The 21175-nt window shown below is 70.9% G+C and carries 20 protein-coding genes; 5 read left to right on the top strand and 15 right to left on the bottom strand.

The genetic code is table 11. The features are described from left to right. Window positions 1-4: 4 nt before the first annotated feature. On the bottom strand, window positions 5-1168 hold the full coding sequence (locus tag ACWD0F_RS40820; RefSeq protein WP_449886501.1) for an acetyl-CoA C-acetyltransferase: 1164 nt from the start codon (window positions 1166-1168) through the stop codon (window positions 5-7). 97 nt (window positions 1169-1265) lie between these two features. On the opposite strand from ACWD0F_RS40820, the gene ACWD0F_RS40825 reads away from it, so the two are divergent. Both ACWD0F_RS40825 and ACWD0F_RS40830 read left to right on the top strand, forming a co-directional pair. Further along, window positions 1266-1931 carry a TetR/AcrR family transcriptional regulator gene (locus tag ACWD0F_RS40825; RefSeq protein WP_449886504.1) on the top strand — a complete coding sequence of 222 codons (666 nt, stop codon included), beginning with the start codon at window positions 1266-1268 and terminating at the stop codon, window positions 1929-1931. Then, window positions 1928-2608 (top strand): DNA alkylation repair protein, encoded by a 681-nt coding sequence (locus ACWD0F_RS40830; protein ID WP_449886507.1) that lies wholly within the window; start codon window positions 1928-1930, stop codon window positions 2606-2608. Before ACWD0F_RS40825 ends, ACWD0F_RS40830 begins: the two co-directional genes overlap by 4 nt. A 3-nt stretch (window positions 2609-2611) precedes the next feature. Here ACWD0F_RS40830 and ACWD0F_RS40835 read toward each other — a convergent pair whose 3' ends face one another. Then, window positions 2612-3511: a LysR family transcriptional regulator gene (locus ACWD0F_RS40835; RefSeq protein WP_449886510.1), complete on the bottom strand. Its 900-nt coding sequence runs from the start codon at window positions 3509-3511 to the stop codon at window positions 2612-2614. 22 nt (window positions 3512-3533) lie between these two features. On the opposite strand from ACWD0F_RS40835, the gene metE reads away from it, so the two are divergent. Continuing rightward, a complete protein-coding gene (gene metE, locus ACWD0F_RS40840) occupies window positions 3534-5681 on the top strand; it encodes a 5-methyltetrahydropteroyltriglutamate--homocysteine S-methyltransferase (RefSeq protein ID WP_449886513.1) in 2148 nt (715 codons plus the stop codon). Between the two features lie 40 nt (window positions 5682-5721). On the opposite strand, the gene ACWD0F_RS40845 is transcribed toward metE, so the two are convergent. The 6 genes from ACWD0F_RS40845 to ACWD0F_RS40870 are packed head-to-tail and all read right to left on the bottom strand — an operon-like array spanning window position 5722 to window position 11474. Beyond that, window positions 5722-6573: a phosphotransferase family protein gene (locus ACWD0F_RS40845; RefSeq protein WP_449886516.1), complete on the bottom strand. Its 852-nt coding sequence runs from the start codon at window positions 6571-6573 to the stop codon at window positions 5722-5724. A gap of 37 nt (window positions 6574-6610) precedes the next feature. Then, the gene (locus ACWD0F_RS40850; protein WP_449886518.1) at window positions 6611-7528 is read right to left on the bottom strand and encodes a carbohydrate ABC transporter permease; all 918 of its coding nucleotides are present in this window, start codon (window positions 7526-7528) and stop codon (window positions 6611-6613) included. Then, window positions 7528-8394, bottom strand: coding sequence for a carbohydrate ABC transporter permease (locus tag ACWD0F_RS40855; protein WP_449886521.1), 867 nt, complete (start codon window positions 8392-8394; stop codon window positions 7528-7530). Before ACWD0F_RS40855 ends, ACWD0F_RS40850 begins: the two co-directional genes overlap by 1 nt. A gap of 44 nt (window positions 8395-8438) precedes the next feature. Next, window positions 8439-9851 carry an N-acetylglucosamine/diacetylchitobiose ABC transporter substrate-binding protein gene (gene ngcE / locus ACWD0F_RS40860; RefSeq protein ID WP_449886524.1) on the bottom strand — a complete coding sequence of 471 codons (1413 nt, stop codon included), beginning with the start codon at window positions 9849-9851 and terminating at the stop codon, window positions 8439-8441. Between the two features lie 18 nt (window positions 9852-9869). Then, on the bottom strand, window positions 9870-10604 hold the full coding sequence (locus ACWD0F_RS40865) for a sugar isomerase domain-containing protein (protein ID WP_449886526.1): 735 nt from the start codon (window positions 10602-10604) through the stop codon (window positions 9870-9872). Beyond that, entirely contained in the window at window positions 10605-11474 is an 870-nt protein-coding gene (locus ACWD0F_RS40870) for a MurR/RpiR family transcriptional regulator (RefSeq protein WP_449886529.1), read from the bottom strand. Window positions 11475-11553: 79 nt separating this feature from the next. On the opposite strand from ACWD0F_RS40870, the gene ACWD0F_RS40875 reads away from it, so the two are divergent. Further along, window positions 11554-12549: an N-acetylglucosamine kinase gene (locus ACWD0F_RS40875; protein ID WP_449886532.1), complete on the top strand. Its 996-nt coding sequence runs from the start codon at window positions 11554-11556 to the stop codon at window positions 12547-12549. A 32-nt stretch (window positions 12550-12581) separates the two neighbouring features. On the opposite strand, the gene ACWD0F_RS40880 is transcribed toward ACWD0F_RS40875, so the two are convergent. The 6 genes from ACWD0F_RS40880 to ACWD0F_RS40905 all read right to left on the bottom strand — a co-directional run bounded on the left by ACWD0F_RS40880 (window position 12582) and on the right by ACWD0F_RS40905 (window position 18773). Further along, a complete protein-coding gene (locus ACWD0F_RS40880) occupies window positions 12582-13463 on the bottom strand; it encodes a carbohydrate ABC transporter permease (protein ID WP_449886534.1) in 882 nt (293 codons plus the stop codon). Then, window positions 13460-14344, bottom strand: coding sequence for a carbohydrate ABC transporter permease (locus ACWD0F_RS40885; RefSeq protein ID WP_449886537.1), 885 nt, complete (start codon window positions 14342-14344; stop codon window positions 13460-13462). Before ACWD0F_RS40885 ends, ACWD0F_RS40880 begins: the two co-directional genes overlap by 4 nt. Then, window positions 14344-15597, bottom strand: a complete 1254-nt coding sequence (locus ACWD0F_RS40890) for an extracellular solute-binding protein (RefSeq protein WP_449886540.1) — start codon at window positions 15595-15597, stop codon at window positions 14344-14346. Before ACWD0F_RS40890 ends, ACWD0F_RS40885 begins: the two co-directional genes overlap by 1 nt. Window positions 15598-15655: 58 nt before the next feature. After that, window positions 15656-17035 (bottom strand): cellulose binding domain-containing protein, encoded by a 1380-nt coding sequence (locus ACWD0F_RS40895; RefSeq protein WP_449886543.1) that lies wholly within the window; start codon window positions 17033-17035, stop codon window positions 15656-15658. Window positions 17036-17145: 110 nt separating this feature from the next. Beyond that, window positions 17146-17892 carry a sugar isomerase domain-containing protein gene (locus ACWD0F_RS40900; protein WP_449886546.1) on the bottom strand — a complete coding sequence of 249 codons (747 nt, stop codon included), beginning with the start codon at window positions 17890-17892 and terminating at the stop codon, window positions 17146-17148. Continuing rightward, window positions 17889-18773, bottom strand: a complete 885-nt coding sequence (locus tag ACWD0F_RS40905) for a MurR/RpiR family transcriptional regulator (protein ID WP_449886549.1) — start codon at window positions 18771-18773, stop codon at window positions 17889-17891. Before ACWD0F_RS40905 ends, ACWD0F_RS40900 begins: the two co-directional genes overlap by 4 nt. Window positions 18774-18833: 60 nt before the next feature. Between ACWD0F_RS40905 and ACWD0F_RS40910 the strand changes: the two genes are divergently transcribed. Next, window positions 18834-19877 carry an N-acetylglucosamine kinase gene (locus ACWD0F_RS40910; protein ID WP_449886552.1) on the top strand — a complete coding sequence of 348 codons (1044 nt, stop codon included), beginning with the start codon at window positions 18834-18836 and terminating at the stop codon, window positions 19875-19877. Here the strand turns inward: ACWD0F_RS40910 and ACWD0F_RS40915 are convergent. Further along, window positions 19847-20917 carry a thiolase C-terminal domain-containing protein gene (locus ACWD0F_RS40915; RefSeq protein WP_449886555.1) on the bottom strand — a complete coding sequence of 357 codons (1071 nt, stop codon included), beginning with the start codon at window positions 20915-20917 and terminating at the stop codon, window positions 19847-19849. The genes ACWD0F_RS40910 and ACWD0F_RS40915 overlap by 31 nt on opposite strands. Between the last annotated feature and the right edge of the window lie 258 nt (window positions 20918-21175).

Below are 21175 nucleotides of genomic sequence, written 5' to 3' on the forward strand. Positions count from 1 at the left end.
ACTCTCATGGTGCAGGGTCGAGGCGCTCGATGACGGTGACGTTCGCCTGGCCGCCGCCCTCGCACATGGTCTGCAGCCCGTATCTGCCGCCGGTCCGCTCCAGCTCGTGCAGCAGCTTGACGGCCAGCACGGCGCCGGTCGCGCCGAGCGGGTGGCCGAGGGCGATGGCTCCGCCGTTGGGGTTGACCCGGGCGGGGTCGGCGCCGGTCTCCGCGATCCAGGCCAGCACCACGGAGGCGAACGCCTCGTTGACCTCGATGACGTCGAAGTCCTCGATCGACATGCCGGTCATCCCCAGGGCGTGCGCGGTGGCGGGGATCGGCGCGGTGAGCATCATGATCGGGTCGGCGCCGCGGGCCGACAGGTGGTGCACGCGGGCGCGCGGGGTCAGGCCGTGCTCCCGCACGGCCCGGGGCGAGGCGATGAGCAGGGCGGCGGCGCCGTCGGAGATCTGCGAGGCCAGGGCCGCGGTCAGCCGGCCGCCTTCGACCAGGGGCTTGAGCCCGGCCATCCGCTCGATCGTGGTGTCCCTGCGGGGGCCCTCGTCCGTGGCCGCGCCCTCGTAGGGGACGATCTCGCGCTCGAAGTGCCCCTCGTCGATGGCGCGCAGCGCGCGGCGGTGCGACTCGTACGCGTACCGCTCCATCTCCGCGCGGGAGACCCCCCACTTGGCGGCGATCTGCTCGGCCCCGGCGAACTGGGAGACCTCCTGCGTGCCGTACCGGTCCGCCCAGCCCTTGGAGCCGGAGAAGGGGGTCTCGTGCCCGAGCGGGCGGCCGGCCAGCATCGCGGCGGAGATGGGGATCATGCTCATGTTCTGCACGCCGCCTGCCACCACCAGGTCGCTGGTGCCCGACAACACGGCCTGGGCCGCGAAGTGCAGCGCCTGCTGCGCGGAGCCGCACTGGCGGTCGATCGTGACGCCCGGCACCTCCTCGGGCAGCCCGGCGGCCAGCCAGCAGGTGCGGGCGATGTCGCCCGCCTGCGGTCCGATAGTGTCGACGCAGCCGAAGATCACGTCCTCGACGGCCGAAGGGTCGGCGTCCGCGCGGTGCATCAGCTCCTTGAGCACGTGCGCGCCGAGATCGGCGGGGTGGGCTCCGGCCAGGCCGCCGTTCCTGCGCCCGACAGGGGTGCGGACGGCGCCGACGATGTACGCCTCGCTCATCCCGGCATCGTAGCAAGCGCTTGGTCCACCGCGAAATGCCGTATGAGCAGGGGCGGTTAGGTGAACAAGCGATTGTCTGAGGGCTCATAATGGTGAGGTGACCACGCGAAAGAACTCCGGCACCGCCACCCCGGCGAAGCGCCAGCGCGCGACCTCCTCGGGACCGGCGTCCGAGCGCCGCGACCACCTAGTCAAGCTCGCCGCTGAGCTCTTCGCCCGCAAGGGCTTCCAGGCCACGACCGTACGCGAGATCGCCGACGAGGCGGGCATCCTCTCCGGCAGCCTTTACCACCACTTCGACTCCAAGGAGACGATCGTCGACGAGGTGTTGTCCACCTTCCTCGACGACCTCATCGCCCGCTACCGCACCGCGGTCGACAGCAGCGCCGACGCCCGCGCCGTGTTGTCGGAGATGGTGCGCATCGGCTTCGCCACGCTGGAGCCGCACCGCGCCGCGATCACCGTGATGCAGAACGACTGGAACTATCTGCGGCAGTTCGAGCGCTTCAACTACCTGGTCAAGGCCGAGGACGAGGTCGAGCAGATCTGGGTGGCCCAGATCAAGCGGGGCCAGGCGGCCGGCCTGTTCCGGGCCGACGTCGATCCCAAGCTGACCTACCGCATGATCCGCGACACGATCTGGGTGGCGGTGCGCTGGTTCCGCCCCGGCGGCCGGCTCAACACGGGCGGCCTGGCCGAGCACTACATCACCGTGCTCTTCGACGGGCTCGCCACCGGCGAGCGCACCACCCAAAAGGGATGAGCCTCGGCAAGGCGGTGCGGCTGGCACTGCAGGCGGCGGCCGAGCCTGACAAGGCCGAGACGATGCGCGTCTACATGAAGTCGCCGATGCCGTTCCTGGGGGTCCAGGCGGTGCCCAGGCGGGCCGCGCTCAAGCGGCTCTTCGCCGAGCACCGGCTCGGCACCGCTCCCGAGTGGCGGCGCGCGGTGTTGTCGTTGTGGCGGGAGGCCGAATTCCGCGAGGAGCGCTACGCCGCCATCGAGCTGTCCGGCTACCACGCCTACCGGGAGTTCCAGACCCTCTACACGGTGCCGATGTACGAGGAGATGATCGTCACCGGCGCCTGGTGGGATCTGGTCGACGAGCTGGCCACCCACCGGATGGGCGGGCTGCTGGCCGCCTATCCCGACTCCATGCGGGCGATGATGCTGGCGTGGGCGCACGACGGCGACCTGTGGAAGCGGCGCACGGCCATCCTGTGCCAGAACCGGTTCAAGCGGCGCACGGACATCGCGCTGCTGTTCGCGTGCATCGAGCCGAGCCTGTCGGACAACGACTTCTTCGCGCGCAAGGCGATCGGGTGGGCGTTACGCGAATACGCCAAGACCAATCCGAGTGAGGTCGTCCGCTATGTGCGGGCCAAGGGCATCTCGGGGCTGAGCCGGCGCGAAGCGCTGAAAAACCTCCCCGCCACCTGAGAGTCACCTGGTCCACAGCGCGTCCTGCACCGCCTGGACCAGGGCCATCAGCTCGGGCGTCACGCGCTCCTTCGACCAGGCCAGGGCGTAGGTGATGCGCAGGTCGCCCGCGTCGAGCGGCACGAACCGCACGTCGTCCCGCCGGATCGTCCTGGCCAGCAGTTGCGGGATCGGCAGCAGCCCCACCCCGGCCGCCACCAGGTCCAGGGCGGCGGCGAAGTCGTCGTCGGCCACCATGCGCGAGCGCCCCGGCAGCCCCGCCCAGGGCCGGTTGCCCGGCGTGAGCAGCACCTGGCCGCCCAGGTCGTCCGGAGTCACCTTGGGCCGCCCGTCCAGCCGGTGCCCGGCGGGCACGGCCAGGTGATCGACCGTGACGTGAAACCTGGCCGCCGTGACGAACGCCGCGGGCGCCGGCGTGGCCAGGATCGCCGCCGAGATCTCGCCGCTCGCCAGGGCCCGCGCCGCCGCGCCGCGGCCCGCCGCGCTCAGCTCCACGCCGATGGCCGGGCTCCGTCCCGCCAGCCGCCTGGCGATCCGCGCCGCCAGCGTGCCGACGAGCGGTGGATAAGCCAGGTGAATGGTCGGCCGGGCCAGCCGGCCCGCTTCGGCGGTGAACGCCTGGGCCGATTCGAGCACCTGCTCCGCGTACGGCAGCAGCGCCTTGCCCTCCGCCGTGAGCCGCACGTCGTGCGCCGTGCGCTCGAAGAGCCGGACCCCGGCCGCGCGTTCGAGCCTGGTGATGGCCTGGCTCATGGCGGGCTGCGACAGGCCCAGGTCGGCGGCGGCCTTGGAGAAGCTGAGACGGCCCGCGACCTTGGTGAAGCAGTGGATCTCTTTGAGCATAAGCAGCACGAATACATAGTGCACGACGGCGAGCGTGATCGGCAGGATGCAGCGATCCACTCGACGTCAAAGGAGTCATGAGATGCCCACATTTCCCCGGTCCACCGTGCTCGGCTATCCGCGGATCGGGCCGCGCAGGGAGCTGAAGCGGGCGCTGGAGTCGTACTGGGACGGGCGCTCGACCCGGGCGGAGCTCGACCGGACCGGCGCCGAGCTCAGGGAGCGGACCTGGCGCCGGCTGGCCGAGCTCGGGCTCGACGGGCTGCCGTCCAACACGTTCTCGCTGTATGACCAGGTGCTGGACACGGCGGTGCTGCTCGGCGCGGTGCCGGCGCGCTACCGCGACGCGGCGGACCCCTATTTCGCGATGGCCAGGGGCACCGAGGGGCTGGCGCCGCTGCGGATGACGAAGTGGTTCGACACGAACTACCACTACCTCGTGCCGGAGATCGGGCCGGACACGGTCTTCAAACTGGACGCGAGCAAGCCGCTCGGCGAGGTGCGCGAGGCCAGGGCGCTGGGCTACGAGACGCGGCCCGTGCTGGTGGGACCGGTGACGTTCCTGCTGCTCGGGTCGGCGCTGGACCGGCTGGACGAGGTGCTGGCCTGCTACGAGGAGCTGCTGTCCGCGCTGGCGGCCGAAGGGGTCGCGTGGGTGCAGCTCGACGAGCCCGCGCTGGTGGGCGACCGGACGCCGGAGGAGCTGGCCGCGCTGCGGACCGCCTACGAGCGGCTGGGCGCGTCGAGCACCCGGCCCGGACTGTTCGTGGCGTCCTATTTCGGCGACCTCGGCGAGGCGCTGCCGGTGCTGGCCGGGACGCCGCTGGAGGCCATCGGCCTCGACCTGGTGCGCGGCGGGGTGCCCGTCCTCGACCTGACCGGGAAGACGGTGGTCGCGGGTGTGGTGTCCGGGCGCGACGTGTGGCGGACCTCGCCGGGGCGGGCGCTGGCCGCGCTGGGCGCCCTGCGGGCCTCCGACGTGGTCGTCAGCACGTCGTGCTCGCTGCTGCACGTGCCTTACGACGTCGAGGCCGAGACGGAGCTGGACCCGGCGCTGAAGGGGCGGCTGGCGTTCGCGGAGCAGAAGGTGGCCGAGGTGGTGGCGCTGGCGCGGGCCGGGTCCGCGGGCTCGGCGCCCGCCGGGCCGTCCGTGGCGCTGCCCGCGCCGGTGGTGGCGGAGTCACGCGGCCCGTACGCGGTGCGCGCCGCCGCCCAGGCCGCACACCTGCGGTTGCCCGCGCTGCCCATCACCACGATCGGGTCGTTCCCGCAGACCGGCGAGCTCCGCGCGGCCAGGGCGGCGCTGGCCGCCGGGACGCTCACGCAGGCCGGCTACGAACGGCAGGTCGAGGCCGAGATCGAGCGGGTGATCCGGGTGCAGGAGCGGCTCGGGCTCGACGTCCTCGTGCACGGGGAGCCGGAGCGCAACGACATGGTGCAATATTTCGCCGAGCACCTCGACGGGTTCGCCGTGACCAGGAACGGGTGGGTCCAGTCGTACGGGTCGCGCTGCACCCGGCCGCCGATCCTGCACGGCGACGTCGGCCGGCCCGCGCCGATCACCGTGCGCTGGGCCTCCTACGCGCAGTCGCTGACGGACAAGCCGGTCAAGGGCATGCTCACCGGGCCCGTCACGATCGTGGCCTGGTCGTTCGTCCGCGACGACCTGCCGCTGCGCGAGGTCGTGTTCCAGGTGGCCGACGCCGTCAGGGATGAGGTGCGCGATCTGGAGGCCGCCGGGGTGTCGATCATCCAGGTGGACGAGCCGGCGCTGCGCGAGCTGCTGCCCCTGCGGCGGGCCGCCCAGGCCGACTATCTGGAGTGGGCGGTGGCGGCGTACCGGCGGGCCACGTCGGGGGCCGCTGATCGCACGCAGATCCACACGCACCTGTGCTATTCCGACGCCGACCAGATCCTGGCCGCCATCGACGGGCTCGACGCGGACGTGACCACGATCGAGTCCGCCCGGTCGGGGGCGCGGATCCTGGGGGCGGTGGAGTCGTTCGGGCGCGGGCTCGGGCCCGGCGTCTACGACATCCACTCGCCCCGGGTGCCCGGCGCGGCGGAGGTCGAGCGGTTGCTCCGCGCGACCCTGGCGGTGCTGCCGGTGGAGCGGGTGTGGGTCAACCCGGACTGCGGGCTGAAGACGCGGACGTACGAGCAGGTGGAGGCGTCGCTGGCGCACGTGGTGGCCGCCACGCGGGTGCTGCGCGCGGAGCTCGCGGTCTAGCTGGGCGAGAAGGTCCGGGCCAGGCCGCGGAGCTCGCGGTCTAGCCCGGCGAAAAGGTCCAGGCCAGGTGGTCCAGGGCGGCGTCGGCGTAGTGGGTGGGGCCGGTGCTGAGGCCGTAGGCCAGGTCCTCGATCAGGGCGCAGCGGGCGTAGAAGCGCACCCTGGCCCGATCGGCCGCGTCGAGGTCGAACTCGTAGTGCGCCACCGTCAGCTCGAAGACCTCCGGGCCGAGGTCGCGGTAGAGCAGGGCGAAGTCGTGGGCCGGGTCGGTGATGGCCGCGTCCGTCCAGTCGATGACACCCGTGACCGCGCCGGTTCTGGCGTCCACCAGGATGTGCTCGGCTCCCAGGTCGTTGTGGCAGAAGCGCGCGGAGCCGGGCTCGTCCGGCGCGGCGTCCCGGAGAAAGCGCTCCACCAGGGGGCGCTGGTCCTCCGGGACGTACCGCTCGACGTCGCGGTAGTCCAGCTCGGCGTCCCGCAGGAGCGTCGGCGCCGGATAGCGGTCCAGCGGCGCCAGCTCCCGCATCCGGGCGGGCGAGCTGCCGTGCAGGGCGCTGAGGAAGGCGCCCAGCGGCGCGGCCAGCTCGCGCGGGTGCTCGGCGGGCCGGCGGTTGAGCGGCTCACCGGGCAACTTCCGGTACGCGATCACGCCCGACTCGTCGTCGGAGAAGACCACTTCGGGCACGGGCAGCGGGGACAACTCTCTGACGGCCGCCAGGCGGGCGACCTCCTGCCGGATCGACCGGGGGTCGCTCGCCTTGTTCCGCCGGACCAGCAGCTCGTCGTTGACCTCGTCCACCAGATGGTCGAGACCGTGGCCGAGCCGGCGGACCGAACGCACCCGGTAGTCGGGAAGATGGCGGGCCAGCAACGCGCGGATGTCGCCAGTCACATTCCGCAGCCTAGGCGGGATATGTCGCTCTTGCGAGCTATTTCAGCGCCCCCGAGGTCAGGCCCGACTGGATCTGACGCTGGAAGACCGTGTAGACGATCAGCATGGGCAGGATGGCCAGGGTCAGCGCGGCGAACAGGGCCGACCAGTCCTGGTCGTATCCGGCCGCCGTGGCGATGTCGGCGACGCCCATGGTCAGCACCCATTTGGATCGGTCCTGCAGCAGGATCAGCGGAAGCTGATACTGGTTCCACTGGCCCAGGATGTTGAAGATCGTGATGCTGATGATGCCGGGCTTGGCCATCGGCAACATGATCTGGAAGAAGACGCGGGTGTGCGAGGCGCCGTCCACCATCGCCGCCTCCCCCACCGCCGTGGGCAGGGTGCGGAAGAAGGCCGACAGGAAGAAGACGGTGAAGGGCATCGAGTACGCGATGTAGACCAGGACCAGCCCCGCGTACGAGTTCAGGCCGATGAACTGGCCGACCAGCGGCAGGTTGCCCATGTTCTGCACGACGAAGAAGAGCGGGGTCAGCGCCAGGTACACCGGGAAGGCCAGGCCCGAGACGAAGAGCAGATAGACCGCCCGGTTGCCCCGGAAGGGATAGCGGGCCAGCACGTAGGCCGCCATCGACCCGATGAGCATCGTGCCGAACGTGCTGAACCCCACCACGATGATGCTGTTGAGCATGTACTGCCCGATGTGCGCCTGCTCCCAGGCTCTGGCGAAGTTGTCCCAGCGCAGGGTGGCGGGCAGCGACCAGGCATCGCCGAAGATCTCGTCCTCGCTCTTCACCGAGGCCAGGAACGTCCACAGGATCGGCACCATCACCAGGAGCGTCCAGACCAGCAACGCGAGATGCGTCAGCACGCCGAGCGGGCCGAGTCGCCGACGGCGTTCCTGGCGGGCGATCTTGCGGGAGTTCGCCACCGTCCATGACGTCATCGTGGTCATCAGTACTCGATTCGTTCGCGCCGCGAAAGGCGCAGCGAGAGGATCGCGAAGCCGACGGTGAAGAAGAACATCACGACACCCAGGGCGGAGGCGTAGCCGAAGCGGAAGTATTGGAAGGCGTTGCGGTAGATCTCGGCCGCCATGACCGTCGTCGACCAGTCGGGGCCCCCGTGCTGGTCGGTCATCACCCAGACGATCGCGAACACGTCCAGCGCCATGATGCCCAGGTAGACCCAGGCGACCTGGACGGTGTCCCAGAGCAGCGGCAGCGTGATGCGGAAGAACAGGTTGAGCCGGCTCGCCCCGTCGATCTGCGCGGCCTCGAACATGTCCTTGGGGATGGAGGCCAGCCCGGCGGAGAAGAGCACGACGTAGAAGCCCACCGCCTGCCAGACCATGACGCCCAGCACCGACCAGAACGCCACGTCCGGATTGGACAGGAAGCCGACCGGCCGGACGCCGAGCGCCATCAGCGGGCCGTTCAGCATGCCGCTGCCGTCCGGCCTGAAGACCTGCTGGAACAGCACCGCCACCACCGCGACGGCCAGCACCTGCGGGAAGAAGAACACCACCCGGTAGAACCTCGACCCGGTGATGCCCGTCACGCCCTGCGGGCCGCCCACGTTGAGCAGGAAGGCGAAGAACAGCGCGAGAACGATGGTGAGCAGCGGCAGCAGCACGAGGAGGGCGGCGTTGTGCGTGACCGCCTTCCAGAAGATGCCGTCGCTGAAGAGCCGCACGAAGTTGTCGAAGCCGATGAACGACGGCGTGGCGGACACGCCGCGCCAGTCGGTCATCGCGATGTAGAACGCCTGGACGTACGGAGAGATCACGTAGACCAGGTAGAGAATCACCGGGGCTGCCAAGAACGAGGTGATGAACAGCCCACGGCGATACCTGTGGAAAAGCATCAGCGCTTGTACTTCTTGATCGAGGAGTCGTTCTTGATCTCGTCGGCCTTCTTCTGCATGCGTTCGAGGTACTTCTCGGGCGTCAGGCCGCCGGACATGAGCTGGCCGGTGGCGGCGATGCCCTCGTCCTTGAGCGGGCCGTACCAGGTGTTCCAGCGGTAGTAGACGGCGTTCGCGCCCGCGTCGGCGATGGCCTTGGAGGCGCTGGCGACGCCCGGGGAGTTCTGGCGGCCCTCGCTCGCGCCCTTGACCACCGTCACGGTGCGGACGAGCTCGCTGAAGTCACCGGCCGCCTTCTTCGACGTCATCGCTCGCAGGTATTCCATGCCCGCCTGCGGGTTGGCGCTCTTGGAGGAGACGATGAAGTTCTCGCCCGGCTGGGTGTGCAGGGTGCCGTAGGGCATCTTGTCCGAGGCGCTGAAGTCGGGGATCGGGAACATGCCGTACTCGAAGTCGGGCGGGGTCGTGGTCTTCTGCTCGTTCTCCAGCCACGAGCCGGAGGGCAGCATGGCCACCTTGTACTTGTTCTGGGCGGTCTGGGTCTGGACGTGGTCGAGGCCGGTGGTGCCCTCCATGAGGTACTTGGCGCCCACCTCGGCCCAGGCCGTCGCCGCGGTCTTCATGGCCTCGGTGGTCCAGGCGCCGTCCTCGAGGTTGTCGATGTTGACCAGGACCTCGGTGCCGCCGATCTTCGCGGCCATCGTGAGCAGCGGCTCGTACAGGTACTGCGGGAACTTGCCGGCGTAGGTGAAGGGCGCCATCTTGCCGGACTTCTTGATGGTCTCGCAGAGCTTGAGGAACTCGTCCCAGGTCTTCGGGATCTGCCAGCCGTTGTCCCGGAAGACCTTCTGCGAATACCAGATGCCGTGGATGTAGTTGACGTAGCCGAGGACGCTGAACTTGCCGTCATAGGTGCCGATGTCGATGACGGACTGGTCGATGGTGTCCCTGACCTTGACGTTCGGGTCGTCCCACGAGGGCGCGTCGAGCAGCGGGGTCAGGTCCTGCATCTGCCCGTCCTGGGCCAGGGCGCCGAAGTCCATGAAGTTGGCGCCCGAGTTGTCGATCACCTCGGGCGGGTTGCCGCCGGCGAAGCGCGGCTGGAGGACCTTGGTGATCTCCTTGGTCGCGTTGTGCTTGATCTCGACGCCGGCGTACTTCGTCTTGAACAGCGGCTGGTGGATGTTCTTGGCGTAGTCCTGGCCGAAGCCGCCGTCGAAGATCCACACCTCCAGCGGCTTGTCGCCGGCCACGCCGAACGGGTTGGCCGCGCTGGTGGCGACCGGGGCCGACGAACTCGTGGCGGCGGGTGGCGCCGCGGGTGTCGCGCACGCGGCCAGCGCGCCGGCCACCGGCACCAGGGCCGCGCCGCGAAGAAACTCTCGCCTACCGATATGGGGGGTGTTAGGCATGATTTCACTCCTGATTCTTCATGATCCGCGTCGGATGCGCCCTGCGTAGCGGCTCTCCAGGGCCTTGTTGTGCTCGTCACCGCCAGTCACGTTGACCGACTTGTAGATGGGGGCCGACTCCCCCGAAGCCACCAGCTCGTCCACCGCTTCGGTGACCACCATCTGGGCCAGCAACGCGGAGGTGATCGTGGACACCGCACCGTAACTGCCGCCGCCGGGCAGGTCGAGGATGGCGTCGCCGTACGGCGAGCCGTTGTCGAGCACGACGTCGGCCAGATCGAGCAGCTTCGCGCCCGAAGGGTGGCGCGAGGTCATCCGGGTGCTGTGCTGGACCGAGGTCAGCGCGATCAGCGGATGGCCGCGCTCCTTGACGATCGTGGCCAGCTCGACGACCGTGCCGTTCACGCCGGAGCTGGAGATCAGCACGAACACGTCCTGCGGCGCCACCGGGGCCAGCGCGTAGATCTCGTGCGCGACGGCCGGGTCCCGCTCCAGCTCCGGGGTGAGCACGCTGGGGGACTTGCCGCCGTACAGGACCAGGTCTCTGGGTGTGAGGCGGTTGCTGGGGACGAGGCCGCCGGCCCGGCCGGCGATCTCCATCGCGATGGCCTCGGAGTGCCCGGAGCCGAACGCGTTCACCACGCCGTCCGCCCTGATCGCGGCCACGAACAGCGCGGCCGCCCGCCGCACCGGCTCCTCCTGGCTCTCCGCGACCCGCCGCGCCAGATCGAGGACCCTGCTCGCGTAGGTCATTCAGCCTCTCTCCACCCGATGGCTCTCCACCGCGCTGATCGTGCGCTCGAACGCCTCGTTGGTGCGTTCGTAGGTGCGTTGCGCGACCGCCACGTAGACGGCGTCCAGCACGAACAGTTGCGAATGGACGGCGGCCAGGCCGCCGAGCCGGAACGTGGTCTCCCTGCTGGCGGTGGTCAGCACCAGGTCGGCCAGGTCGGCCAGCGGGGAGCGGGCGAAGGAGGTGACCGCGACCGAGAGCGCGCCGTGGCTGCCGGCCTCCGCCAGCGCCTCCATGACCTCGCGGGTACGCCCCCGATGGCTGATGCCGATGGCCACGTCCGCCGCCTTGAGCAGCGCCGCCTCCGACAGGGCCACGTGGGCGTCGCCCGCGCTCCAGCAGGGGATGCCGATGCGGCGCAGCCGGCCCTCGAACATGGTGGCGACGTTTCCGCTGGTGGAGACGCCGACGAGGAGCACCCGCGGCGCCGCCACGATGGCGTCGGCCACCCGGGCTACCACGTCGAGGTCGAGCTGCGCGGCCGAGTCCTGGATCAGCCTGGCGTCAGCGGCGGCCATCACCTCGATGGCCACGTCGAGCGGGTCGTCGGGGCCGATCTCGTGGCCGACGCCCGCGCCCCAGCCCGCCTGGGCCGCCCGGCCGGTCTCCGTGGCCAGCGCGACGCGCAACTCCGCGTAACCGGAGAAGCCGAACGCGCGGCAGAACCTGGTCACGGTGGCGGGCGAGGAGTTCGCCCGCTCGGCCAGCGCGATGATGGTCGAGCGCGCGGCCTCGGCGGGATCGCCGAGGATCACCTCGCCGACTCTGCGCAACGCCTCCGGCAAGCCGGGTAGTTCCGTTTCGACACGCCCAAGCGCCCCTGAAGTCACGAATAATCCTTCCGGATACCCGGTCTTCTGGCGAAAATTATTCTTGCTTCTCCGTCACGTCAAGCCCCAGACTCAGACCGTGACTGAATCGCTAGTGGTCGGCGTCGATGCCGGTGCCACCTCCACCCGGGTGTCCGTGCACACACTCGACGGGACGCGCGTCGGTTATGCGCAGGCGGGAGCGGGCAACCCGAGCGCCCATGGGCTGGCCAAGGCGGTGGCGGCCATCGGCGAGGCCCTGGCGAAGGCGCTCGGACCGCACGACGGCGGGCGCGTGGCCGCCTCGCTGGCGGGAGTCGCCGGGCTGGTCTCCGAGATGGCGCCCCATCTGGCCGAGCTCTGGGCCGCGCACGGCATCCCCGCCGGGCCCCGGTGCATGGGCGACGTGCCGATCGCGTACGCGGCCGGGTCCGCCGAGCCCGACGGGTCGTTGTTGTTGTCGGGCACGGGGGCGGTGGCCGCCCGGATCACGGACTACCGGCGGGAGTCGATCGCCGACGGGCTGGGCTGGCTGCTGGGCGACGCCGGCTCCGGCTTCTGGATCGGACGGGAGGCCGCCAAGGCGGTGATCGAGGCCCTGGACGCGGGCCTGCCGGTGCGGGCGCTCGACCACGGCCTGGTGGTGGACGAGCGGGACGACGACGGGCCCTGCGGCCCCTTGGTGGCGCTCGTCGGGGAGCACTTCCTCGGCGCGGAGCGGCCCGCCACCCCGCGCGCGGCGGCCGATCGTATCGTCCGGCTGGCGCAGGCCGACCACATGCGGCTGGCCGCCCTGTCCCCGCTGGTCAGCCGGGCCGCCGAGGCCGGCGATCCGCTCGCGGAGCGGATCGTGCACGACGCGGCCGGCCATCTGGTCGCCACCCTGCGGCGGGTGCACGTGTCCGGCCCGGTGGTGCTCGCCGGCAGCGTCCTGACCAGCGACGGGCCCGTACGGTGGGCGGTGCGGGAGTTGCTGGCGGCCGAGACCGTGACGACGGCGGGCGACGCGGCGGGGGCCGCGGCCTGGCTCGCGGCCCGCGACCTGATCCCCGAGACCGACGCGAAGGTGCTGCACGCCACCTTCACCGCCGTCTGAGCGTGATGGAGCGCCACCGCGTGCGCCCCGACTCACCCCTTGACCGCGCCGGCCGTCATGCCCGTGCCGACGCGGCGCTGCAGGAACAGGAAGAGCAGCAGCGGCGGCAGCGCGAACAGGCTGGCGGCGGCCATCGTGGCGCCCCAGTCCGTGCCGAACACGTCACGGAACGACGACAACCACACCGGCAGCGTGCGCTTGTCCTGATCCTTGATGATCAGCACGTTCACGAACGCGAACTCGTTCCACGCCGTGATGAACCCGAACAACGAGGTCGCCATCAGCCCCGGCGCCAGCAACGGGAACACCACCCGCCGGAAGGCCGCCACCCGGCCGCATCCGTCCACCTGCGCCGCCTCCTCCAGCTCGATCGGGATCGCGGCCAGGAACCCGCGCAGCGTCACGATGGTGAACGGCAGGGTGATCATGAAGTAGACCCCGGTCAGCATGGCGAGTGAGTCCAGCAGATCACTGTCCCTGGCGATGATGAACACCGGCACCAGCAGCGCCTCCCACGGCGCCATCTGAGCCGCGAACACCGCCACCACGAACACCCCTCTCCCCCGCCACCGCATCCTGGCCACCGCGAACGCCGCCAGCAGCGACACCACCAGCGCGATCAGCACCGCGGCCACGGTCACCACCAGGCTGTTGCGCCAGTAGGTCCAGAAGCCCGGCGCGTTGATCGCGGTGACGAAATGGTCGAGGGTCGGATGGGCGGGCCAGAACGTCGGCGTGGCCGCCTGGATGTCCCTGGTCGGTTTGAAGGCGGTCAGGAACATCCAGTAGACCGGGAAGATCGTCGTCACCAGCACGGCGACGGCGGCCGTGTTGAGCGCGAGCCTTCTCAAGAGCGCGCGGTTCGACTTCACGCGCGCACGGCTCGACTTCGTGAGCGCACCATTCGACTTCATGAGCGCACCATTCGACGCAGGTTGGTGACCAGGGCCACGGCGAGGATGACGACCGTGAGCATCGCGACCGCCGAGCCCAGGTCGTAGCGGTGCAGCACGCGGGCGATCTTGAACGCGTACACCGGCAGCGTGGTCGTGGCGCCGTCGGGACCGCCCTGGCTGAGCACCCAGATCTGCGGGAAACATTTGGCGACCCAGATCACCTCCAGCGAGGCGACCAGGGCGAACAACTGCCGCAACATCGGCACGGTGATCTTCCAGAACACCTGCCGGCCGGTGCCGCCGTCGATCCTGGCCGACTCGTACAGCTCGGCGGGGATCGTGGTCAGGCCCGCGTACAGGGTGAGCGCGGCGAACGGGACCGACTGCCACACGACCAGGATCACCAGCACGGCGAAGGTGGCCGTGCCGCTGGCGAACCAGGTGTAGCCCTCGAAGGAGTCGAAGCCGAGCGTGACCAGCAGCCAGTTGGCCACGCCGAGCTCCGACTGGAAGAGCCACTGGAAGACCGTGGTGGCCGCGATGATCGGGGTGGCCCAGGCCAGCGCCAGGGCGCTCATCACGGCCAGGCGCAGGGCGCGGCGCAGGCGGACCAGCATCAGGGCCACCCCGGTGGACAGGACCACGATGAGGACCACGTTGATCGCGGTCCACACCAGCGTGCGCCAGAGCACCTGCCAGAACTCCGCGCCGGACAACAACTCGGCGTAGTTGTCCAGGCCGGCCAGGACCGCGCCGCCCCGGATCAGCTCGCCCATCCGGAAGTGCTGGAAGGAGATCACCGCCGCCTTGAGCAGCGGGTAGAGCAGGAGGAAGGCCCCGCCCGCCACCGTGGGCGCGATGAGCAGGTAGGGCCAGAGGGAGCGGTCGCCAGCGCGCATCAGGATCCGCTGTTGAGCGTCGTGGTGATCGACTCCGAGACCTTCTTCGCCTCCGTCGCCGGGTCCGCGCCGGTGAGCACGGCGGTCATGTACTGCTTGATCACGGAGGTGGCCTCGACGGCGGCCCAGTTGGGGGTGTTCGGGGTGGCCCGGCCGCCCGCGGCGGCCGTCGCCATCGCGGCGGTGCCCTCCTGCCCGGAGAGCACGCCGGCCAGCGAGGTACGGTTCGGGACGAAGCTCATGGCCTTGGCCAGCTCCGTCTGGAACCGCTCGCCCGCCAGCGCCTTGACCACCTCGTACGCCTGCTCCTGACGCTGCGAGGCGACCGGGATGATCAGGTCCGAGCCGCCGGTGAAGACGGCGCCCGGCTTGTCGGGAGTCTTGCCCGGGATGGGGAAGAAGCCCATCTTGTCCTTCAGCTTCGGGTCCACCTCCAGGACGCGGGCGGCGATGCCGGGGACGGCGATGATCTGCGCGACCTTGCCCTGCGCGAAGACCTCGTGCTGGGGCGGGTTCGCCTCGTCGGCGTCCTTGGGACCCTTGCCGAGGGCCTGGAGGCGCTGGTAGTAGTCCATGCCGGCCAGGGCCTGCGGGCTGTCGAGTGCGCCCTTCCACTTGCCGGCCTCCTGGACGGCCAGGTCGCCGCCCTCGTCCCAGATGAGGCCCGCGAGGGCGTACCAGGTCTGACCGGTCAGGTAGATGCCCTGATTACCGCCTTGATTCAGCTTGGTCGTGATATCTAGCCATTCGTCGCGCGTTTTCGGCGGCTCCTTGATGCCTGCCTTGGCGAACAGGTCCTTGTTGTAGACGACCACCCGATTGGCGGCGTACCAGGGGATTCCGTACTGCTTGCCGTCGATGTTGCCCGGTTGGGCCAGGCCCGGCAGCCAGTCCTCCCCCTGGAGGTCGGTGATCTTGGCGGTCAGGTCGGTGACGCCGCCGCTGGCGGAGTACTGCGCGACCTGCGTGTTGCCCACCTCGATCACGTCGGGGGCGTCGGTGCTGGCCAGGGCGGCGGTGACGCGCTCGCCGATGCCGTCCCACGCCTGAATCTGCGGGTCGAGGTCCACGTCCTTGTGCGCGGCCTCGTACTCGGTCTCGAACGTCTTCAGCAGGTCCTGCGTGACGCTGCCGTCCATGATCCAGACGGTCAGCTTGGCCGGCCCGCTCGGCACAGCCGCCTTGGGCTCCCCGGCGGTGCCGCACGCGCCGAGCGCGAACACGGCCGCCAGGGCCAGGATGCGGTTCTTCATGGCGGTTCCTTCTCATGGGGGGTGCCCGCGCCCGCGCGGGGCGGGCGCGGGGGTGGTGTCACGGGTTCGGGACGGTGTCCCTGAAGGCGGTGCCGGCCGAGCGCAGGGCGGCGACCCGGGTCCGCACGTCAGCGGGCGAGACGACCTCGTTCTTGCTGTAGTAGACGTAGTCGGCCTGCTGCCGGTACGTCCGGCTGCCGGTGGCGCCCTGGAGGTCGATGAACCACTGGTTGAACATGAGCCACATGGGTGTCTCGGGATAGTAGATGTCACCGTGGTCGGCGAACTGGCGGCCGTCCACGTAGTACCTGATCCGGCCCCCGGCGACCTGGATCACCAGGTCGTGCCAGCCGGCGAAGCTGGCGCGCTCCTCGGTGTGGGTGTTGACGGCCTGCCAGGGGTCGCCCTGGTAGGTCTCCCAGCTCGTGGCGTACAGGATGCCGGCCGGCTCGCCCCAGCCGCCGTTCGGCAGATACTCGAAGTCGAGCTCGCCGTAGTTCGGGTCCAGGTTGTAGGCCAGCGGGGTGATGGTGAAGAACGTCTGCACCACGTGCTCGCCGTCGGGGCCGCCGCCGGCCGGCGCGTCGCTGAAGCGCACGCGGGCCGCGTACGTGCCCTCGTGGAACTTGCGGGCGGCGGTGGACAGCTCGGTCTGCACGGTGCCGGCGGCGGTGCCGTTGGTCGAGGAGTCGAGCGTCAGCAGGCCGCCGGGGAACGAGACGGCCGACGGCGACCAGGTCGCGCCCGGCACGCCGGGGCCGCCCGAGCTGCCACGGACCGTCCAGCCGCGCTGGGCGAGCAGCGGATCGGCCGAGCTCGCGTACGTGAAGTCGTCCCACAACACGCCCGCCGAGCCGGGCGGGACGGTGGGCGTGACCGTGGGCGTGACCGTGGGCGTGGGGGTGGGCTCGGTGCCCGTCGGCCGGCCCCAGGCGAGCTGCCCGTTGACGTGGACGGTGACCTTGTCCCAGTTGGCGTAGGCGGTCTGCGGGCCGTAGGAGTAGTCGTCGCTCTGCGTGAAGGGTTGCCAGTCCGCGCGGTAGAAGCGGAGCTGCAGGTCGCCGGTGTTCCGGCCCGGGGCCAGGCTGCCGGAGGTGAAGCCCACCTCCAGGTACTGGGCGGAGCCGGCCTGACGGACGAACTGCCCCGTCACCGTCGAACAGCTCACCACCGCCCACGAGCAGGCGAAGCGGTAGGTCTCGGCCCCGGTGAGGTAGTAGCGGATCTTGACCTGGTCGAGCGGGATGGTGGTGGTGCCGTCGTTGAAGAGCTGGAGCCAGGGCTCGGCCTGGGCGGTGGTGGCGCCGGGCGCGCTGGTCCGGTACTGGAGACGGACGGCCTGGGCGGCGTTGGCCGGGGCGACCAGGGCCGCCACGATGAGGACGGCGGCGAGGACCGCGGCTAAGCCGAGCGGACGTTTTCCGATATTTCGGGACATGGGTGGGTTCTCCTTGCGGGTGATCCGGCCCCCGAAGGTTCTTTGCTGCGGTCGTGCGGCCCCCGAGTTCCGGGCATGCCGAAGAGAGCTGGTGGTGCTGCGCGGTTGGGTCAGGCGCCGCGACGGATGCGGCCCGCGTACCGTGCCTCCAGGCGGAGGTTGTGCGCGTCGCCCTCGGGGACGTTGGCCGAGAGGTAGACCGGCGGCACCTCGCCCGCTTCGATCAGGTTGCTCACGGTCTGGGCCACGACGAGCTGGGCCAGCAGCGCCGAGGTGATGGTGGAGACGGCGCCGGTGGCGCCGCCGTCGGGCAGCGGCAGGACGGCGTCGCCGTACGGCGCCTGGTTGTCCAGGACGACGTCGGCCAGGTCGAGCAGCTTGCGGCCCGTGGGGTGGCGGGACGCGACGGCCTGGCTGTGGGCCCGCGAGGTGATCGCGATCAGGTCGTGACCGCGCTCCTTGACGAGGGTGGCCAGCTCGACGACCACGCCGTTGACGCCCGAGTTGGAGATGATGACGAACAGGTCCTCCTCCTGGACGGGCGCCAGGTCGAGGATGGTGCGGGCGATGGCGGGGTCACGTTCGAGGTCGTAGCGGTCGAGCTCGGATCGGGGGGCGTCGCCGTACCTGACGATGTCCCTGAGCGCGAGCCTGTTGGTGGGCACGAGGCCGCCGGCGCGGCCGGCGATCTCCATGGCGACGGCCTCGGAGTGACCTGAGCCGAACGCCTGGATGACGCCGCCGCCGGTCAGCGCCTTGGTGAAGAGATCGGCGGCGCGCTCGATCTCCGGGTCCTCCGGGATGGTCCGTACGAGGTGCGCGATGTGCTCGGCGAATGCTTCCCGACGTGGTGTCATCTATCTCCTTCAGACAGGCCCTGTTCCGGTAGCCGGTGTCCGGCCACGGCGCGGACGGTGACGTCGAACGCCTGCTTCGTCCGCTCGTACGTGCGCTGGGCGACCGACACGTACACGACGTCGAGCACCAGCAGTTGTGAGTGGATCGCGGCGAACCCCTCCGACCGGAAGCTCGTCGCCCGGCTGGCCGTGGTCAGCACCAGCTCGGCCACCTCCGCCAGCGCGGACTTCGGCTGCGAGGTGACGGCCACGGTGATCGCGCCGTGGCTGCCCGCCTCCGCGAGCACCTCGATGACCTCCCGCGTCCTGCCGCTGTGCGAGATCCCGATCGCCACGTCGCCCTGACCGAGCAGCGCCGCGTCGGTCAGCGCGCTGTGCGCGTCGGATCTGCTCCAGGTCGGCACGCGCATGCGCTGCAGCCGGTATTCCATCTCACTGGCGACGGCCGCGCTGCTCGACACCCCGAACAGCAGCACCCGCCCGGCCCTGGCCACCGCCTGCGCGACCTTCTCGACCACGGTCAGGTCGAGCTGGTCGGCGGTCTCCTGGATGAGACGGATGTCGTTGCCGGACACCACGCCGAGCACGCGGTCGAGGGTGTCGTCGGGCAGGATCTCCTGGCCGATGTCGGTCTGCCAGGTCTGCTGCGCCACCCGGCCGGTCTCGGTGGCGATGGCCACGCGCAGCTCCGCGTAGCCGGCGAAGCCGAGTGCCCGGCAGAAGCGCGTGATGGTGGCGGTGGACGTGCCGCTCCGCTCGGCCAGGTCCACGATCGTCAGCCTGGCGGCCTCGGCCGGGCCGCCGAGAATCGTCTCGGCCACCTTGCGCAACGCCTCGGGCAGGTCGTGCTGCTCGGCTCTGATGCGGCTCAGTAGTTCCACGCGCTGAAAATTATGCCCAGCTTCTGGCGCAGTCAAGGCGGTTGGGCAATAATTTTTGACATGCGCATGGTTCTGGGCATCGACGCGGGAGGCACGTCCTCGCGGGCCGCCCTCTTCACGGTGGCGGGCGAGACGGTGGGGCGCGGGCTGGCGGGGGGCGGCAATCCGGGTGCGGTGGGGATGGACGCGGCGGCGGCCAACCTGACCGCCGCCGTCCGGGCGGCCGGCGCTTCCGTTGCCGACTTCGAGCAGGTCAGCGCAGTCGTCGCGGGGGTGGCGGGCAACCCCGGCCGATGCCTCTCCCTGGTCGAGCGGGTGCTGCGGCCGGTGCTTCGCGCAGGCGTGCCGGTGCGGTCGGCCGGGGACATCGTGACCGCCTTCGCCGCCGGGACCGCCGCGCCTTCGGGGACTGTGCTGATCTCCGGGACCGGGGCGGTGGCGGCAAAAATTATTGACTACGCCGCCGTGGCGGCCGCCGACGGGTTCGGCTGGCAGCTCGGGGACGAAGGATCGGCCTTCTGGGTCGGCCGCGCCGCCGCCCGCACCACCATCCGCACCCTCGCCGCCGCCCTGCACGCCCACGGCGCCGCCGCCCTGCACGCCCACGACGCCGGGAGCGCGCCCGCCGCCGGACCGGACCGTGCCGCGCCGCCGGGCGGGGTGCTGGCGGAGCTGGTGGTGCGCCGGCTGCTGCCGGACGGGCCCGGCGACGATCCGGTCGCGGACCTGGCGGCGGCGGTGCACGCGCGACCACCGCTGGCGCTCGCCGAGCTGGCGCCGCTGGTGAGCCGGGCCGCGCGGGCGGGGGACCCGGCGGCGGTGGAGATCGTGGCCGAGGCGGCGTCCCTGCTCGTGCGGACCGCCCTGGAGGTGCACGACCCCGGCCGGCCCATCGTGTTGTCGGGCAGCGTGCTCACCGCGGCGGGCCCCGTCAGGCAGGCCGTACAGGACCTGCTGCCGGACGCCGTCACGGCGGGGGACGCGGCGGGCGCGGCGGCGTGGCTGGCCGCGCGGACGTTCCTGGATCCGCGAACGGCCGAGCGGCGCCACGCCCGCTTCGTCGAACCGATTTTTCACCGTACGAGCAGCGCGGCGCTTCCGTAACTGCCGCCGAAGCCCGTCACCAGCGCGACCTCCCGGCCCGCCCGGAGCTCCCGCACCGCCTGGGCCACGTTGTTCAGCCCGTGCACGTAGCCCTCCGAGAGCAGGCCGCCGTGCGGGTTCAGCCAGGCGTGCCGGCGCTCCAGCAGGTACGCCCCGAGGTCCGCCCGTTCGACCAGGCCGAAGTCCTCCAGTTGCCGGGGCACGAGCCACGAATAGGCGTCGTACGGCAGCGCCGCGTCCACGTCCGACGGCCGCAGGCCCGAGGCGTCCCAGAGCATGGGCGCCACGTACGCCGAGAAGATCGTGGTGACGTCGGGCGCCCGGTCCATCGACGAGCAGCCGGGCCCGCCCGCGCGCACCACCGCCCGGACCCGGGGCCCCTCCAGCACGGCGCTGACCACCAGGGCGCACGCCCCGTCGGTCTCCTGGCAGCAGTCCACCGTGCGCAGCGGGGTGCAGACGTACGGCCTGGCGAGGTAGTCGTCGAGTTCGAGGGGGTCGCGGCGGAGGGCCCGGGGGTTGGACTTGGCGTTCTCCCTGGACTGGGCGACGACGGCGTGCAGGTGCTCGGACGTGAGGCCGGTGTCGTGCAGGTAGCGCGTCGCGGCCAGGGCGGACATCGGGATCGGCCCCACCAGGCCGTAGGTGAACTGTTCCTGGGGACCGGTGGAGACGGTGTTCATGCGGCGGCCCGAGCGCCCGTTGAGCGCCCGATAGATCACGATATTTCGCGCTATACCGGCGTCTATCAGCATCGCCGCGTCGCCCAGGATCGACGGCGCCTGCGTCCCCCCTCCGGCGATGTCGTTGTGCCAGCCGAGCCGCTCGATCCCCAGCGAGCGCGCCACCTGGACGACGGGGGCGGAGTCGTTCAGGTGGTAGCTGAGCACCGCGTCCACGTCGCCGGGGCCGATCCCGGCGTCCGCGCAGGCCGCCCGGCACGCTTCGACCGCCAGCTCCAGCTCGGTGCGGCCGGAATCCCTGCTGAGGGCCGTCATCCCGATCCCGGCCACGGCCGCCCGCCCCGAGAACGGCTTCATGCCCGCCCGCCCGAGAACGGCTCCCTGCCGGCCCGTCCCCAGAACGGCTCCATGCCCGCCCCTTCCCACACGTCCCGGCCACGCTAGCCCGGCGGCTCGCTCCGAGGCAAGCGCTTGCTCGGCATTCGGTCTCCCTCGCCGTCGGAGGCGCTGGAAGTCCCCTGCGACGAGTTTCCGGGCGGCCACAAGGGCAGCGTTTTCCGTCCGAATGCCTTCGCCACACGTCCGCGCGAGGGCCTGCGAACCACCCGTGACCAG

The sequence above is a fragment of the Nonomuraea sp. NPDC002799 genome, from assembly GCF_053592075.1.

What these genes read in the sequence shown, in the direction of transcription:
- ACWD0F_RS40820 (WP_449886501.1), bottom strand. Translation starts at nt 1,168, where the DNA reads ATGAGCGAGGCGTACATCGTCGGCGCCGTCCGCACCCCTGTCGGGCGC.
- metE (WP_449886513.1), top strand. Translation starts at nt 3,534, where the DNA reads ATGCCCACATTTCCCCGGTCCACCGTGCTCGGCTATCCGCGGATCGGG.
- ACWD0F_RS40880 (WP_449886534.1), bottom strand. Translation starts at nt 13,463, where the DNA reads ATGAAGTCGAATGGTGCGCTCACGAAGTCGAGCCGTGCGCGCGTGAAG.
- ACWD0F_RS40900 (WP_449886546.1), bottom strand. Translation starts at nt 17,892, where the DNA reads ATGACACCACGTCGGGAAGCATTCGCCGAGCACATCGCGCACCTCGTA.
- ACWD0F_RS40850 (WP_449886518.1), bottom strand. Translation starts at nt 7,528, where the DNA reads ATGACCACGATGACGTCATGGACGGTGGCGAACTCCCGCAAGATCGCC.
- ACWD0F_RS40865 (WP_449886526.1), bottom strand. Translation starts at nt 10,604, where the DNA reads ATGACCTACGCGAGCAGGGTCCTCGATCTGGCGCGGCGGGTCGCGGAG.
- ACWD0F_RS40885 (WP_449886537.1), bottom strand. Translation starts at nt 14,344, where the DNA reads ATGCGCGCTGGCGACCGCTCCCTCTGGCCCTACCTGCTCATCGCGCCC.
- ACWD0F_RS40830 (WP_449886507.1), top strand. Translation starts at nt 1,928, where the DNA reads ATGAGCCTCGGCAAGGCGGTGCGGCTGGCACTGCAGGCGGCGGCCGAG.
- ACWD0F_RS40910 (WP_449886552.1), top strand. Translation starts at nt 18,834, where the DNA reads ATGCGCATGGTTCTGGGCATCGACGCGGGAGGCACGTCCTCGCGGGCC.
- ACWD0F_RS40915 (WP_449886555.1), bottom strand. Translation starts at nt 20,917, where the DNA reads ATGAAGCCGTTCTCGGGGCGGGCGGCCGTGGCCGGGATCGGGATGACG.
- ACWD0F_RS40890 (WP_449886540.1), bottom strand. Translation starts at nt 15,597, where the DNA reads ATGAAGAACCGCATCCTGGCCCTGGCGGCCGTGTTCGCGCTCGGCGCG.
- ngcE (WP_449886524.1), bottom strand. Translation starts at nt 9,851, where the DNA reads ATGCCTAACACCCCCCATATCGGTAGGCGAGAGTTTCTTCGCGGCGCG.
- ACWD0F_RS40895 (WP_449886543.1), bottom strand. Translation starts at nt 17,035, where the DNA reads ATGTCCCGAAATATCGGAAAACGTCCGCTCGGCTTAGCCGCGGTCCTC.